The organism is Serratia sp. Res13-Sevr-LER1-36-b (assembly GCF_015673035.1).
Lineage (GTDB): Bacteria > Pseudomonadota > Gammaproteobacteria > Enterobacterales > Enterobacteriaceae > Chania > Chania fonticola_C.
Map to the genome: position 1 here is coordinate 822934 of NZ_JADACK010000005.1, position 14933 is coordinate 837866.

The 14933-nt window shown below is 53.0% G+C and carries 14 protein-coding genes; 6 read left to right on the forward strand and 8 right to left on the reverse strand.

From position 1 onward, the window contains the following. Window positions 1–20: 20 nt before the first annotated feature. From IMQ33_RS04905 to IMQ33_RS04920, 4 genes are all read right to left on the reverse strand, one after another. A complete protein-coding gene (locus IMQ33_RS04905) occupies window positions 21–545 on the reverse strand; it encodes a GNAT family N-acetyltransferase (protein ID WP_021804471.1) in 525 nt (174 codons plus the stop codon). A gap of 98 nt (window positions 546–643) precedes the next feature. Beyond that, window positions 644–1702, reverse strand: coding sequence for an aldo/keto reductase (locus tag IMQ33_RS04910; protein ID WP_196062555.1), 1059 nt, complete (start codon window positions 1700–1702; stop codon window positions 644–646). A gap of 3 nt (window positions 1703–1705) precedes the next feature. Further along, window positions 1706–3148, reverse strand: a complete 1443-nt coding sequence (locus IMQ33_RS04915; RefSeq protein ID WP_196062556.1) for an MFS transporter — start codon at window positions 3146–3148, stop codon at window positions 1706–1708. A 187-nt stretch (window positions 3149–3335) separates the two neighbouring features. Then, complete coding sequence (locus tag IMQ33_RS04920; protein ID WP_065686173.1) at window positions 3336–3977, reverse strand: HAD-IA family hydrolase; 642 nt, start codon at window positions 3975–3977, stop codon at window positions 3336–3338. Window positions 3978–4260: 283 nt separating this feature from the next. Here IMQ33_RS04920 and IMQ33_RS04925 point away from each other — a divergent pair, with 283 nt between their 5' ends. The 6 genes from IMQ33_RS04925 to IMQ33_RS04950 all read left to right on the forward strand — a co-directional run bounded on the left by IMQ33_RS04925 (window position 4261) and on the right by IMQ33_RS04950 (window position 12458). After that, the gene (locus IMQ33_RS04925) at window positions 4261–4719 is read left to right on the forward strand and encodes a GNAT family N-acetyltransferase (RefSeq protein ID WP_196062557.1); all 459 of its coding nucleotides are present in this window, start codon (window positions 4261–4263) and stop codon (window positions 4717–4719) included. A 415-nt stretch (window positions 4720–5134) separates the two neighbouring features. Continuing rightward, complete coding sequence (gene ompC, locus IMQ33_RS04930; RefSeq protein WP_065686175.1) at window positions 5135–6262, forward strand: porin OmpC; 1128 nt, start codon at window positions 5135–5137, stop codon at window positions 6260–6262. A 220-nt stretch (window positions 6263–6482) separates the two neighbouring features. Continuing rightward, window positions 6483–8645, forward strand: coding sequence for a peptidyl-dipeptidase Dcp (gene dcp, locus IMQ33_RS04935; protein ID WP_196062558.1), 2163 nt, complete (start codon window positions 6483–6485; stop codon window positions 8643–8645). A gap of 411 nt (window positions 8646–9056) precedes the next feature. Then, a complete protein-coding gene (locus IMQ33_RS04940; RefSeq protein ID WP_065686177.1) occupies window positions 9057–10160 on the forward strand; it encodes a PfkB family carbohydrate kinase in 1104 nt (367 codons plus the stop codon). Further along, window positions 10145–11083: a pseudouridine-5'-phosphate glycosidase gene (locus IMQ33_RS04945; RefSeq protein ID WP_196062559.1), complete on the forward strand. Its 939-nt coding sequence runs from the start codon at window positions 10145–10147 to the stop codon at window positions 11081–11083. Before IMQ33_RS04940 ends, IMQ33_RS04945 begins: the two co-directional genes overlap by 16 nt. Window positions 11084–11198: 115 nt before the next feature. Continuing rightward, window positions 11199–12458 (forward strand): NupC/NupG family nucleoside CNT transporter, encoded by a 1260-nt coding sequence (locus tag IMQ33_RS04950; protein WP_196062560.1) that lies wholly within the window; start codon window positions 11199–11201, stop codon window positions 12456–12458. A gap of 213 nt (window positions 12459–12671) precedes the next feature. Here the strand turns inward: IMQ33_RS04950 and nudI are convergent, their stop codons facing one another. The 4 genes from nudI to IMQ33_RS04970 all read right to left on the reverse strand — a co-directional run bounded on the left by nudI (window position 12672) and on the right by IMQ33_RS04970 (window position 14805). Beyond that, entirely contained in the window at window positions 12672–13100 is a 429-nt protein-coding gene (nudI, locus tag IMQ33_RS04955; protein ID WP_065686180.1) for a nucleoside triphosphatase NudI, read from the reverse strand. Between the two features lie 134 nt (window positions 13101–13234). Further along, on the reverse strand, window positions 13235–13768 hold the full coding sequence (locus tag IMQ33_RS04960) for an SRPBCC family protein (protein WP_024531294.1): 534 nt from the start codon (window positions 13766–13768) through the stop codon (window positions 13235–13237). 4 nt (window positions 13769–13772) lie between these two features. Beyond that, window positions 13773–14120, reverse strand: coding sequence for a helix-turn-helix transcriptional regulator (locus IMQ33_RS04965; RefSeq protein WP_021178010.1), 348 nt, complete (start codon window positions 14118–14120; stop codon window positions 13773–13775). Window positions 14121–14208: 88 nt separating this feature from the next. Continuing rightward, entirely contained in the window at window positions 14209–14805 is a 597-nt protein-coding gene (locus IMQ33_RS04970; protein ID WP_173409334.1) for a TetR/AcrR family transcriptional regulator, read from the reverse strand. Between the last annotated feature and the right edge of the window lie 128 nt (window positions 14806–14933).

The window sequence follows — 14933 nt, forward strand, 5'->3', positions numbered from 1 at the left end:
GTTGCGTTAACCCTGCAATTTTAACCGGTGATGGCCGGCACGTGGTAAACCACACAGTCGTATTTGATATTCTCGCGGCGGCCTTGCACGGTGCCACCCAGCGATTCGGCAATGCGGCGGCTTGGCGTGTTCTGCTCGGCGACCGGGTAAATGAAATACGGCGGGTGGTAGCGCTCGCTGGCCCATTTCGCCATGGCATGGACGATTTCGCGGCCATAGCCGTTACCGTGCAGGCTCTCTTTCACCCAGATCCCGAGCTCCGGTTTTTGCTGGTGCAGATTATGCACTCCACCCATGCCAACGAACTGCTTGCTGTCACGCAGTCGTGCCACAAAGATGACTTCTTCACCTTCACGGATCAACGGTAGCCAGCCTTCCCAGACGTTGGCAAATGCCTCGGGAGACTCTTCTGGTTCAAAGGTCATAAAACGCGTTAGCGTAGGGGTGATCGCCTGGTAAACATCGTCGGCGTCTGCTGCGGTAAAGGGGGCAATCAACAACCGATCGGTATTCACACGGCACTGAGTAAGGTCACTGTGCATCATTATTATTACCTCGCTTTTCAGGCCTAAAACGGCAAAAATCCGCTCCCGTTAAAACGGGGCGGATCATCGATATTACGTTGATTAGCGGCAGATGCGACTTATTTTTTTACCAGGTGAGGGGCAAGGAGCAAAAGGTCGGCCGCAGAGAGACGATCCGGCGCGGTTGAGGCTTGGTGCCAGTAGGGATAAATCAGCGGCGGACGGCTCACTTCTTCCAAGCGCTGCAGCTCTTCTTCGTTGAGGATCAGGTTGGCCGCGTGCAGGTTATCTTTGAGCTGCTCTGCGTTGCGGGCACCGATGACCACCGAAGTGATCGTTGGGCGAGCCAACAGCCAGGCCAGCGCGATTTGTGCCGCAGAGATACCGCGGGAATGAGCGATATCCACCAGCACCTCAACAATATCAAACAGCGCGTCTTGATCACGCACCGGCGGCTCACCCCAGTTGGCCAGATGGCGCGTGCCTTCCGGTGTGGGTTGATTACGGCGGTATTTTCCCGAGAGCAGGCCACCGGCCAATGGGCTCCAGACCAACACTCCAAGCCCCTGATCCTGAGCAACAGGCAGCAGTTCATATTCCGCTTCGCGCGCCTGTAGGCTGTAATGGATCTGTTGGCTGACCGGGCGCACCAATCCCAACCGTTCCGCGCTGCCCAGGTGTTTCATCAGGTGCCAACCGGAGAAGTTGGACAAACCGGTGTAGCGCACCTTGCCGCTGCTCACCAGATCCTCAAGCGCCCGTAGCGTTTCCTCCACCGGGGTGATGCCGTCCCACTCGTGTAGCTGATAGAGATCGAGATAGTCGGTATTCAGGCGTTTCAGGCTGGCTTCGCAGGCGCGGATCAGGTGGTGACGTGATAACCCGGCATCGTTCGGGCCACTGCCCATAGGGAAACGGGCCTTGCTGGCGACCAGCACTTCGTGGCGTTTACTGTCCAATGCCTGACCGAGGATTTCCTCCGATTGGCCTGCGGAATAGACGTCGGCGGTATCGAACAGGTTGATCCCCGCATCAATACACATGGCGATTTGATTGCGCGCCTCGTTAACGTCTGTCGCGCCGGTTTTGGCGAACTTGCCTTGTCCTCCAAAGGTCATGGTGCCTAAACTTAGAGCCGAAACTTTAAGGCCGGACCGGCCAAGTTGACGGTATTGCATCGTTTAACTCCTTACTTTGGTTGCCATAGATTTTTCAGACTTAGAGGCGCTTTTCCTCTGGCGGATTTCATTGCCCGCCTCTGCGCCCAGCGTAAAGCTATCTAGCACCGCCACCAGGGCGATCACGCCAATCACAATAAAGGCCAGTTGGAAGTCGGCCAGCGGCACTACGCCCTGTTGCTGCGGCATCAGCATCTCCGCCAACCTCAGTGCCAGTGCGCCGATGGCGATCCCAAGGCCACTCCCCATCTGCTGGGTCATATTGAACAGCGTGTTGGCACCGCTCATGCGGGGTTGCGGCACTTCGGAAAACGCCAGCGTATTCAGCGCGGTGAACTGCATTGAACGTGTCAAACCACTGACAAACAGCAGCGTCAAGATCAGCCAGATGGGGGTCTGCGGGGTTAGCAGCGCGCAGGCAAAAATGGTGGCGGCATTGAGTAAGCCGTTGACCACCAGCGTGGTACGAAAGCGGAACCGGTAGAGGATAGGTGAGGTGAATGGCTTCATCACCAGATTACCGGCAAACACCGCCAGCACCAGTAACCCCGCATCGAAGGCATTCAGCCCAAAGCCGATTTGGAACAGCAAGGGCAGCAGGAACGGCACGGCACCGATGGCGATGCGAAAGAGCGTGCCGCCTTTAATCGTGACGGCGTAACTTTTTATCCGCATCGCCCAGAGGTCCATTAAGGGATAGGCGTGGCGTTTGGCGTGACGTATCGCCAGGCTTCCCAGCGCCAGGCTAGCAGCCAGACATAACAGAGGCACCAGCCAGGAAAGTTGCGGGCTGTTGATCAGATCCAGCCCAAACATCAGCCCAAAGCAGGCGACTCCGGTGAGTGCAAAACCCAATCCATCAAAGGGAACGCCTTTCTGCGCGGGTTCATGAGGGATCAAACGCCAGGCGAAGAACAGGGCCAACAGGCCAAGCGGCACGTTGAGGATAAAAATCCAGTGCCAGGAAGCGTAGGTGGTGATGAAACCGCCAACCGGTGGCCCGAGGACCGGGGCGGCTAACCCCGGCCAGGTGATAGTGGCAATGGCGTTGATCAAATCGGGTTTGGCAGTATTGCGCAGCACCACCAGGCGGCCAACCGGCACCATCAGCGCGCCACCAAAGCCTTGCAGGATACGAGCCGCGGTAAACTGTGGCAAGGTGGTACTGAGGGCGCATAGCACCGAGGCCAGGGTAAAAATAACGATGGCGGCGGTGAAAATATTGCGAGCACCAAAGCGGTTGGCGATCCAGCCGCTGGCGGGGATAAACACCGTCAGGGTAAGAATATAGGCCGAAACCCCAATGTTCATATCTACCGGCTGTACGCCAAAAGCCGCCGCCATTTGCGGCATTGCGGTAACGATCACCGTGCCGTCCAGGTTCTCCATAAAGAACGCCCCGGCAACCAGCAGGGGGAGCGCGCTAGCGCGGGAGAACCAACTCATGGACGCCCCCAACTGGAGCTGGGTAAATACGCATGCATAACAGAAATCCCGTTTCAAAAATCACCACGTCGGATTTTTGAGCATAACGCATCATAGGGAGGTTAAAAAGAAGTTAATGGGGTGATTATTAGCGGGCACAGCAAGTGTGCCCATCTAGATGTATCGTGTGTCCGCCCGCGTATGGTAATTACCAGGATAAATGTATGATACCGTCGATAAACTCGGCTTTAAAACTACTCAGGTCGGCCACGGTGGCCTTGATTTGCGGGGAGGAAATCGGCACGCCGTCACCGATGACGATCACTTGCCCACCGGCGGCAAGGGCGGAGTTCACGCCAGAAATCGCATCTTCAAAAATCACGCATTTCTGCACCGGCAGGCCAAATCCGGCTGCCGCCATCAGATAGGGTTCTGGATGGGGTTTGCCGTGCACGATATCTTCCGAAGTGATCATCATGTGGGGCCGTGGGATGCCTGCGCTGATCATGCTTTGCATCGACACTTTCTTGGCGCCGGAGGTGACAATTGCCCAGCATTGCGGCGGCAACTGGCGCACCAGCTCAACGGCACCGGTAATGGCACCAACCTGGCTGAGAGCCTCAATGGCGAGCGTTTTGACTTCATCAACGCACTGTGGATTGTCAAAGTAAGGGGAGACGATCCGCAGCGTTTCCTCGATGGTGCGCCCGTGAATATTTGCCAGGACATAGTCTACATCCAGATGATGCCGGGTTGCCCATTCGGCCCACAATGTCTCTATACAGGCCCCTGAGTCCACCAGGGTGCCGTCCAGGTCAAACAGTACTGCCTTGCAAGCGATAGCGTTCATAAGTCCCTTTGATTTAAAGCTTCGGTTTCCCAATAACAACAGAGTGGCGGTAAGGCCTTGTTGACAGAAATCAAGTGATGGCCTGAACCACCGCCGGAAAGTGAAAAAATGCGGCCCTGGTGTGCCTTACCGAATTAACTTTCTGCCTGCTCTGAGCGTAAACACTTGCGTTGGCCATCTTGCCTGTCGGTTTGCTACCACCATAAGAAATCGATATTGGACGAAAAATCGGTCGTTCGCTTTAATAGTGCAAACAATTAAAATCAACCTTTGGAAACCGAGTATGTTCACCATCAAAATTGACGATCTAACCCATCATGCCGTGCAAACATTAGTGGCTTATCATATTTCTGGCATGCTGGAGCAATCTCCCCCAGAGAGCAGCCATGCGTTGAACGTTCAAAAACTTCGTGACCCGGCCGTGACATTTTGGTCTGCGTGGGAAGGGGATCAATTAGCCGGGATTGGTGCGTTGAAAATGTTGGATGCAGATCATGGCGAGCTGAAATCAATGCGCACGGCGGAGGCGTTTTTACGTCGTGGCGTGGCGGATCAATTCTTGCTGCACATCCTGCAAGTCGCGCGCGCACGGGGCATTTCGCGTCTCCGCCTGGAAACGGGGACACAGCCGGGATTTGCCGCCTGTCATCAACTTTACCGCAAGCATGGCTTTGTGGATTGCGAACCGTTTGCAGAATATCAGCCTGATCCAAACAGCAGATTTATGACACTGGTTTTGTAGTTAAGGCAGATACGGAACTCACGTATTTCATTTGATATCTTTATTAAAGAAATGATTGGCAATGTTTTGAAATCGTTTTATTACACTCACTGAGTGGGTAGCATAAAGTCATATAAAGTCAACGTGAATGATTGGTTTTATTAATTGATGCATGGGCAATGAATTGCCAAAATTCCAACCTGTTGCATCAATTATGTTTTTCATCCTGACATAACCCTCTTTTATCCATTACGCCACTTTGGCCCAGTCTTAGACACTCATTCATAGTCAAAAAACGCCCAGCCGACCTTGCATTCAAGTCATGGCGGTATAAATTAATATCATTACCGCCATTAAAACGGTAATAGACCCACGAGCTAATCATGCTCGTAACAGCAGTGGCTATAGCACGACATAATAATAGAGGATAATCACGATGAAACTTCGAGTACTCTCTCTGATGGTGCCTGCTTTGCTGATGGTTGGCAACGCAGGCGCCGCTGAAATCTACAACAAAGACGGTAATAAACTGGATTTGTACGGTTTAGTTGATGGCCTGCACTATTTCTCTGATAACAATAGCGTTGATGGCGACCAGTCCTACATACGTATGGGTCTGCGTGGTGAAACGCAGATTAACGATCAGCTCACTGGCTATGGCACGTGGGAATACCAGGTCAACGTCAACACCCCGGAAAGCGAAAACAATGCCTTCACCCGTTATGGTTTTGCAGGACTGAAGGCCGTTGATTATGGCTCATTCGATTATGGCCGTAACAATGGTGTACTGTATGACGTGGCAGCTTATACCGACATGCAGCCAGAATTTGACGGTTCCACCTATGGAGCCGACCAGTTCATGTTCCAACGCTCAAACGGGCTGGCAACCTATCGTAACAATGATTTCTTTGGTTTGATTGATGGCCTGCATTTTGCTGTGCAATACCAGGGTAAAAACGGCAGTGCGGAAGAAACTAATAATGGTCGCGACGTTCTGGGTCAGAATGGTGATGGTTATGGTATGTCGGTGAACTATGATATTGGCTACGGCATTAGTGCAGCAGGTGCCTTCTTTAATTCCAAACGTACCAGCGAGCAAAATGGCGGTGGCGCATATAGCGGCATCATGGGGCGTGGTGACCATGCAGAAGGTTATTCAGGCGGCCTGAAATATGACGACAGCAATACCTATGTGGCCGTTATGTTTACCCAGTCCTATAATGCAGCGCGTTTCGGCAGTTCAGACAGCGAGGCTTATGGCTACGCCAATAAAGCGCAAAGTTTTGAGGCTTATGCACACTACCTGTTTGATTTCGGCCTGCGTCCATTTGTGGGTTATAACCAAACCAACGGCAAGAATCTGGGGCAAGCTGCCAACGGCAATACCTACGGCAGTGAAAACCTGGTCAAGTTTGTTGACTTGGGTGCGACCTATTACCTCAACAAAAACATGTCCACCTATGTGGATTATAAAATCAACCTGTTGGATGAAAATGACTTCACCAAATCGGCCGGTATTAATACCGACGACGTGGTTGCTGTCGGCCTGGTTTATCAGTTCTAATGACAGCGAAATAAGTCAGCTTATGGTAACGCGGCCTTCTGGCCGCGTTTTTTCTTTGTTCTCCCCCCGCAGTATGCAGCCGCTAGCCTGTTGAGAAATTTCCAGTTATTTTTGCTCAAACGACCATCTGAGCCTAAGCTAGGCTATGTTGCTGAATTTACAGCTTCTATCCAATTGGACGCAGCGTCCCTACATTAAGACATGGAGGAGTTTCGATTTGATGCGTTTATCAACCCTGGTACTGGCGATCGGCGTTGCGTTAAGCACGCCCGCGCTGGGAGAAACCAATACCCAGACAAAGGAGGCGAAAGTGGCCGGAGAAGTTAAACAGGATAAGCAGGGAGAAAACCCGTTCTTTGCCGCCAGCCAGTTACCATTCCAGGCCCCGCGTTTTGATGTCATCAGCGAAAGCGATTATGCGCCGGCCATTGCCGCCGGTATCCAGCAGAAACTGGCAGAAGTCGAGAAGATCGCCAATAACCCGGCTGAGCCGACGTTCGACAACACCTTCGTGGCGCTGGAAAAAAGTGGCGCCCTGCTGACGCGCACCATGAACGTGTTCGGCGCGATGACCTCCGCCAACACCAGCGACGCACTGCAAAAGCTGGATGAAGAAACCTCACCGAAGCTGGCGGCGTTAGACGATGCCATCATGCTGAACAGCAAACTGTTTGCGCGCATCAAGGCGATTTACGATCGGCGTGATAGCCTCAACTTGGACGCCGAGTCCCTGCGGCTGGTAGAGGTTACCTACAAGAACTATGTGCTGGCCGGGGCCAATCTTTCGGATGCGGATAAAACCCAACTGAAAGCGTTAAACCAGGAAGCGGCGACGTTGAGCACTCAGTTCACCAATAAATTACTGGCTGCCAGCAAAAACGGTGCGTTGGCGATAACGGATAAAACCCTGCTGGCCGGGCTTTCAGAGGGTGAGTTGGCGGCAGCAGCGCAGGCGGCCAGTGAACGTAAGCTGGATAAGCAATGGCTGTTGGTGTTGCAAAACACCACGCAACAGCCTGATTTGCAAAACCTGCAAGATCGCGATACTCGTCAAAAGTTGTTCGAAGCTTCGATCAACCGTGCAGAAAAAAATGACGCCAACGATACCCGCCAAACCCTGGCGCGGTTAGCTAAAGTGCGTGCCGAGCAGGCCAAACTGCTGGGCTTCCCGAACTATGCCGCCTGGAAGTTGCAAAATCAGATGGCGAAAACTCCGGATGCGGCGTTGGCGTTTATGCGTAATATCGTGCCTGCCGCCACGGCCCGGGCTGAGCGTGAGGCCAAAGACATTCAGGCAGTGATCGATCGGCAAAACGGCGGTTTTAAGCTGGCCGCCTGGGATTGGCAGTTCTATGCCGAACAGGTGCGTAAAGAGAAGTACGATCTGGATGAATCACAGATCAAGCCTTACTTTGAGATGAACAACGTGCTGCATAACGGCGTATTCTACGCCGCCAATTTGCTGTACGGCATCAGCTTTAAAGAGCGCAAAGATATCCCGGTTTATCATCCGGACGTGCGGGTATACGAAGTATTTGATAAAGACGGCCAGTCTCTGGCGCTGTTCTACACCGATTTCTTTAAGCGTGACAACAAGGGCGGCGGCGCCTGGATGAGCAACTTCGTTGAGCAGTCCAAACTCTACGGTACCAAGCCGGTGATTTACAACGTCTCCAACTTCACCAAACCCGCAGCGGGTCAACCGGCGTTGCTGTCCTATGACGACGTGATCACCATGTTCCACGAGTTTGGCCATGCGCTGCACGGCATGTTTGCCGATCAGCAATACCCAAGCCTGTCGGGCACCAACACTGCCCGCGATTTTGTCGAGTTCCCGTCGCAGTTTAACGAGCACTGGGTCAACGATCCGCAGGTATTTGCCCACTTTGCCAAGCATTACCAAACGGGTGAGGCGATGCCGCAGGTGTTGGTCGATAAAATCAACAAGGCCGACAAGTTCAACAAGGGCTACGCCATGACCGAGCTGTTGGCCGCCGCGCTGCTGGATATGCATTGGCACATGCTGGGCGCCGATCAACCGCAGCAGGACGTGGACAAGTTCGAGGCCGCATCGCTGCGCCAGGACAAGATCGACCTCAGCTATGTGCCACCACGCTATCGCTCCAGCTATTTCCAGCATATCTGGGGCAACGGCTATGCCGCCGGTTATTACGCCTATCTGTGGACGGAGATGTTGGCAGATGACGCCTTCCAATGGTTCAGCGATAACGGCGGATTAACGGCAGAGAATGGCCAGCGTTTCCGCGAGCAGGTGTTGTCACAGGGCAACAGTCAGGATCTGGAAAAGCTGTACGTTAAATGGCGTGGGCAAGAGCCGAGCATTGAACCGATGCTGATCAACCGCGGGCTGAAGGATAAGTAACTACCGTTTAACGCTCTCCGAGGGCAGGTGACTGCTCTCGGATGGTTATAATCGATGCCCTGAAAGAGAATTGTGTGAGGCCGATCGTTTTTCTATGCAACCGAAATTAACCGTAGTGAGATTAATCCTTTTAATTAACAGGGTTACCAACACGTGTTGGTTTAAATAACGGCAAAATCCATCCCATTGTTTTAATGAGTTTATCTTCAGCACAAAATTTTGCCCCCGCCGAAAAGCCATAAGAAAAAACGTGTTAAGCCTGGGTTAATATGATTAACGTCACAAATTAACCGCTGAAAACGGCGTAGCGACAAGTTACGATCATAATCTCAACTCCGATAGTTGTCGCTTTACTGTTGTCGGGTTCCGATTTAAAACAAACACCTGTTCAAAAACAAACAAGTGTTAATTATGACCAACCGGGAAAAACAGATACTGCAACTCCTTCGGCGGGACCCGTTGATTCAACAACACGAAATCGCCGATATTCTAGGTATTAGCCGTTCTGGTGTGGCAGGCCACATCATGAATTTGATGAATAAAGGCTATATTAAAGGTAAAGGCTATATTCTCTCCGAACACCGCTATGTGGTCACCGTTGGTTCGGTCAATATGGATGTTTGTGGTTATGCCAATACGCAGCTGGTTTATGAAGACTCCAACCCAGGGAAAATAAAGTGTACCCCGGGAGGCGTTGGCCGAAATATATCGCAAAATATTGCGTTATTAGGTGCCGAATGCCACCTGGTTTCCGTGGTTGGCGACGATTTCTACGGCACTACGCTGCTGGAACAGGCGAAATTGGCGGGCGTTAACGTGGATAATTGCCACCGACTGCATGGTGAAAATACCTCGACCTACGTTTCGTTGCTGGATGGCAATGGTGAAATGCTGGTCGCTATCAATGATATGCGCATCCTGGAAAAATTGACCCCAGCGCTGTTGTCCCATTCCAAGGATTTAATTCAGCACAGTGGCGTATTGGTGCTGGACTGCAACCTGACCGAAGACGCGTTGGCCTGGTTATTTAGCAATGCCGGTAATGTACCGGTATTTGTCGATACGGTTTCCGCTTTTAAAGCGCCAAAAATCAAAAACTGGCTCTCGCATATCCATACGTTGAAGCCAAATCGGATTGAGGCAGAAATCCTCAGTGGGATGAAAATATCCCAGGCGAGCGATGCACCGGCAGTCGCCCAATGGTTCCACCAGCAAGGCGTGCAGCGTTTAGCGCTGAGTATGGGTAGCCACGGCGTGTATTTCAGCGAAGTGGACGGCCAGCACGGTTGGTCGGCACCGCTGACGACTCAGGTCGTCAACGTCACTGGAGCCGGGGATGCCATGATGGCGGGGCTGGTGAGTTGCTGGCTGGAGGATTTCCCACTCGATCACAGTATCCGTTTTGCCCAGGGCTGTTCGGCAATGACCCTGGCCTCTGAGTTCACCAATAACCCGAACCTGTCGCAAGGCAGCGTTCAAAAACTTTTGGAATTACAATCATGCAAAATAGCCTAATCACTCATCAATATCTGGATATCGCGCCTGAAGTGGCGCTAGCCTTGGCCGAAAATCGGCCGGTGGTGGCGTTGGAATCGACGATTATTTCCCACGGCATGCCTTACCCGCAAAACGTTGAAACCGCCTTACAAGTAGAGGAAAAGATCCGTGCCAACGGGGCGATACCAGCGACCATTGCGGTGATCAATGGGCGGATGAAGGCGGGGCTATCCCATGATGAGATAGAAACGCTGGGCCGCGAAGGGCACCGGGTCGCCAAAGTGAGTCGCCGCGACTTGCCGTTTGTGATTGCCAGTGGCAAAAACGGCGCAACTACCGTGGCTTCTACCATGATCATTGCCGAACTGGCCGGGATCAGCGTATTCGCCACCGGTGGGATTGGCGGTGTACACCGTGGAGCACAGCAGACGTTTGATATTTCAGCCGATTTACAGGAATTGGCACAAACCAATGTGGCGGTGATTTGCGCCGGCGCCAAATCGATTCTGGATCTTGGTTTGACCACCGAATATCTGGAAACCCACGGCGTGCCTCTGGTGGGTTATGGCACCGATAGTCTGCCCGCATTCTTCAGCCGTACCAGCCCTTATTCCGTTAGCGTGCGCCTGGATACGCCACAGGAAATCGCGCGGGCAATGGCCGCCAAGTGGGCTGCTGGCTTGCAGGGCGGGATGGTGATTGCCAACCCAATCCCAGAGCAGTACGCCATGTCTGAAGAGAAGATCAACCAGGCCATTGAGCAGGCTGTTCAGGAGTCCGTGCAGCAGGGTGTGTCCGGCAAGGAGAGTACGCCATTCCTGCTAGCCAGAGTCGCTGAATTGACCGGCGGCGATAGCCTGCAGGCCAATATTCAGCTGGTGTTTAATAATGCCGAGTTGGCAGCCAAGATCGCGGGTCATTATCAGCTAAATTGCGCTTAACGCTTAAATTAGCACTCTACGTTTGTCCTTGATAAAACACTTCTGCCTCGGCAGGCGGCAGGCTATTGCCGTTTGCCGAGTAAAGAAGGAAATAAACAAAATAGAAGGGGGCCTTATGGAGTTGTTGCGCAGTCTTGCAGGCATGTCGATCCTGTTATTAATCGGCTTTGTGTTTTCCGTCAATAAAAGAAAAATAAGTTTGCGCACGGTCGGTGCGGCATTGTTACTCCAGGTATTGCTTGGTGCTATTATGCTGTATGTCCCCGCTGGCAAATGGTTAATTAATGCCATTGCCAGTGGTGTCAATCGTGTGATTTCGTACAGCGATGCGGGGAGCGCATTTATTTTTGGCGGCCTGGTTGGGCCGAAAATGAATGAGCTTTTCGATGGTGCAGGTTTTGTGTTCGCTTTTCACGTGCTACCCGCCATCATCTTTATCACCTCGTTGATTTCTATTTTATATTATCTAGGGGTAATGAGATGGGTGATCAATATCCTTGGCTATGTCTTCCAGCGGCTTATGAATATCAGCAAGGTGGAGTCCTTTGCTGCCGTCACCACCATTTTCCTGGGGCAAAATGAGCTGCCTGCGGTATTGAAGCCGTTTGTTAAAAACATGAGCCGCAATGAACTGTTCACGGTGATCTGTAGCGGTATGGCCTCGATTGCCGGTTCGATGTTGGTCGGTTATGCCGGTTTGGGCGTCCCCATCGAATATCTGCTGGCGGCCTCGCTGATGGCTATCCCAGGGGGGATCCTGTTTGCCCGTTTGCTCAGCCCGGCGACGGAGCCTTCCCGCGTTGAGTTCAGCGAAATGTCATTCAGCGATAAACGGCCCGCCAGCATTATCGAAGCGGCGGCTAACGGTGCGATGTTGGGGCTGAAAATTGCGGTGGGGGTTGCCACGGTAGTGATGGCATTCGTCGCGCTGATCGCGTTGATCAACGGCATTATCGGGGGCGTTGGCGGCCTGTTTGGCGTTGAAAGCGTCAGCCTGCAAAGCCTGCTGGGCTATCTGTTTGCTCCGTTAGCCTACATCATGGGCGTGAGCTGGGAACATGCCGATCTGGCAGGGGGGCTGATTGGCCAGAAACTGGCAATTAACGAGTTTGTTGCCTACCTCAGCTTCTCTCCTTACCTGAAAGAAAGCGCGATGTTACTCGATCCGAAAACCATCGCGGTGATTTCGTTCGCACTGTGCGGTTTTGCCAATTTCGGTTCGATTGCCGTGGTTGTGGGGGCATTCAGTGCGGTGGTGCCGGAAAGGGCCTCGGAAATTGCCCAGTTAGGGTTCCGGGCCCTGTTGGCGGCGACGCTGTCCAACCTGATGAGCGCCACCATTGCCGGGTTGTTTATCGGGTTAGGGGGGATTTGAAGAACCGGGGCTATTGCAGGCTAATCCGTCCTCGATTGCCCTTCACCCCAATCCTCTCCCGTAGGCGAGGGATCTGCCCGGTTTTTTTGATGAGGTTGTGCTGCTTCGGGAAGTAGGGAATAAAAACAAGAAAGGCACGGTTTTACTCAAGACAATCAACGAACTCGATCGGTTCCCTCTCCCTGTGGGAGAGGGTTAGGGTGAGGGGCATCACTACTCCAACAACCCACGCTGGCGCAACGTGAATCGGGTCGCTTCGTTCAGATCGTAGCTGGCCAGTTCTTCCTTCCGCACCCAGGCATATTCTTCGAACTCATCATTAAGCGTGATGGTGCGGTTGGCGGCATGGCAATCAAAAATCAGGTAAATCATATAGATTTGTTCTTTGCTGCCGTCTTCGTAGGTCTTTACCCGCACGTCATCGCGAAACGTCCAGGGTTGAATGCGGTCCAGCACCAGATCGCTACCCAGTTCTTCACTTACTTCACGACGCAACGCCTCCTCGATGGTTTCTCCTGGCTCGGTCCCGCCGCCGGATAGCGCCCACTGGCCGGGGAACACCCCTTTATGGGCCGCCATTTTGCATAGCAGATAGGCGTTATCGTTTTCAATTAACGGGCAAACAATAATACGTTGACGCATCGTAACTCCATGTTTCAAGGGCATCATATTGGTGCAACGCATTATACGCCAGTCACCAGGTCGGAGTTTTAAATTCTCATCTTCCGGCTTTGAGCGGTAACGGGGATGAGAACCGCAATCCTCATCCCGCTGGCTTACAGTTTGGCCCGGTACTCGTCTTCCAACCGGCTCATTGAGGCCCAGAACGGGCTTGGTGTCCGCTCCAGCAGGCGATCGGCCAGAAGATCCAGATGAGTATGCCAGCCGCTGGCAACGCTGAGCAGGGTATCGCGGTTGGCCAGACGGCGATGGGTAAGAGTCAACAGCACCTTATCCTCTTGCTCGGTCAGTTCAATAGTGACTTCAGAAGGGCGGGCTTCCCCTGTTTCTGCCCAGGTAAAGCTCACCAGGCGCGGTGGCAGAATGCAGGTGATATGCCCCATCTGGGCGATTTTACCGGCACAGGATTTGTATTTTGCCGGCGGTTTTTCATCCTCACCGGCCAAATCGGCATTGCAGAACAATAGCTCGATCTTGGCCCCGACCTGCATGGGCATCTCACCGGCGGCCAGCCAGCTGGCACGTTTATCGGATTCGATCAGGTAGGCCCAGACGCGTTTGAGCGGGCCGGGCAGCAGCCGCTGGATCCGCAGCGTACCGGTTTCAATAATCATACCGTAGTCGTTCATGGGTTCACTCCGTCGGAGGATGCGAGTCGGCCTGCAACAGCGCTTGTTCTAGCGCGTCCAGCCGCTCATTCCAGAAATGTTCGTAGGTTTGCAGCCACTGCATGGCCTGCACCATTGGCTCGGGAGCGAGCCGGCAGATATGGTTTCTTCCCTGCACGGTGCGTTGCACCAGCCCGGCAAGCTCCAGCGCTTTGATATGCTTGGAAGCTCCGGCAAACGACATCTCGAACGGCGCAGCCAGTTCACCGATGCTGTGTTCGCCTTCGGCCAATGTGCGCAGAATGGCGCGCCTTGTCGGGTCGGCCAGTGCGTGGAAAATGGCGTCCAGCGGTGAGGAAGATAATTTAACCATATGGTTAAATATAGAACGTCAACGTCAATACTCAACCGGTTTGTTGAATATTTTTTAACCTTGTCACAATAAAAGTGTGGGTAAGGCGTTACGCCGGAGAACGATCGAGCATAGTAAGGGCGACATTCACCGCTTTTTCCAGCCGGGCACGGCTCACGCCATCCCGAGCCTGAACGGACAAGCCATGCAGGAACGCCGCAAAATAATCGCCAAGGCTCTCTGCATCGGTGTTGGCGGGCAGTTCACCAGCCTCAATCGCAGCCTGTAATCTGTCGATAATGCCTTGGGTGCGCTGTTGGCGGTGTTCCATCAACCAGTGCCTGACACCCTGATTTTCTTCACTGACGCTGACCGCAGATGAAACCACCATGCATCCTTGGGGAAGATCACCGTGGCTGTAGAGGGCAACCGCGTCGTTCAGCATTTGTTTGATGGCTTCACGCACACTGGCTTTTTCTTCGAACGCACGCTCGGCAAAGCCGCCTTCGTGGGCTTCGTAGTGTGCTATTGCTTCACGAAACAGTCGCTCTTTCGAACCAAAGGCTTTGTAGATCCGCGCCGAGGCAATGCCCAGTTCGGCCACCAGGTCGGACATTGAGGTGCCTTCAAATCCCTGTCGCCAAAATAAGTCACGTGCTTGCAATAGGGCCTGTTCACGATCGAACTCTCTGGGTCTGCCTGCCATCGTCATCTTCTCCGGTGATATTGCTGCGGGCTACAGGATCGCTTAAATGGCGGATAACGCCAACGAATTTCAAAATCCTCTTGCCGATAATTGGATTTAAGCCTATTGTTTGTCAATCGACAAACAAT

Bases quoted from the DNA above. Each gene is read 5' to 3' on its own strand.
- IMQ33_RS04920 (WP_065686173.1), bottom strand. From the start codon at position 3,977: ATGAACGCTATCGCTTGCAAGGCAGTACTGTTTGACCTGGACGGCACC.
- IMQ33_RS04940 (WP_065686177.1), top strand. From the start codon at position 9,057: ATGACCAACCGGGAAAAACAGATACTGCAACTCCTTCGGCGGGACCCG.
- nudI (WP_065686180.1), bottom strand. From the start codon at position 13,100: ATGCGTCAACGTATTATTGTTTGCCCGTTAATTGAAAACGATAACGCC.
- IMQ33_RS04925 (WP_196062557.1), top strand. From the start codon at position 4,261: ATGTTCACCATCAAAATTGACGATCTAACCCATCATGCCGTGCAAACA.
- dcp (WP_196062558.1), top strand. From the start codon at position 6,483: ATGCGTTTATCAACCCTGGTACTGGCGATCGGCGTTGCGTTAAGCACG.
- IMQ33_RS04960 (WP_024531294.1), bottom strand. From the start codon at position 13,768: ATGAACGACTACGGTATGATTATTGAAACCGGTACGCTGCGGATCCAG.
- IMQ33_RS04965 (WP_021178010.1), bottom strand. From the start codon at position 14,120: ATGGTTAAATTATCTTCCTCACCGCTGGACGCCATTTTCCACGCACTG.
- IMQ33_RS04910 (WP_196062555.1), bottom strand. From the start codon at position 1,702: ATGCAATACCGTCAACTTGGCCGGTCCGGCCTTAAAGTTTCGGCTCTA.
- ompC (WP_065686175.1), top strand. From the start codon at position 5,135: ATGAAACTTCGAGTACTCTCTCTGATGGTGCCTGCTTTGCTGATGGTT.
- IMQ33_RS04970 (WP_173409334.1), bottom strand. From the start codon at position 14,805: ATGGCAGGCAGACCCAGAGAGTTCGATCGTGAACAGGCCCTATTGCAA.
- IMQ33_RS04950 (WP_196062560.1), top strand. From the start codon at position 11,199: ATGGAGTTGTTGCGCAGTCTTGCAGGCATGTCGATCCTGTTATTAATC.
- IMQ33_RS04905 (WP_021804471.1), bottom strand. From the start codon at position 545: ATGATGCACAGTGACCTTACTCAGTGCCGTGTGAATACCGATCGGTTG.
- IMQ33_RS04915 (WP_196062556.1), bottom strand. From the start codon at position 3,148: ATGAGTTGGTTCTCCCGCGCTAGCGCGCTCCCCCTGCTGGTTGCCGGG.
- IMQ33_RS04945 (WP_196062559.1), top strand. From the start codon at position 10,145: ATGCAAAATAGCCTAATCACTCATCAATATCTGGATATCGCGCCTGAA.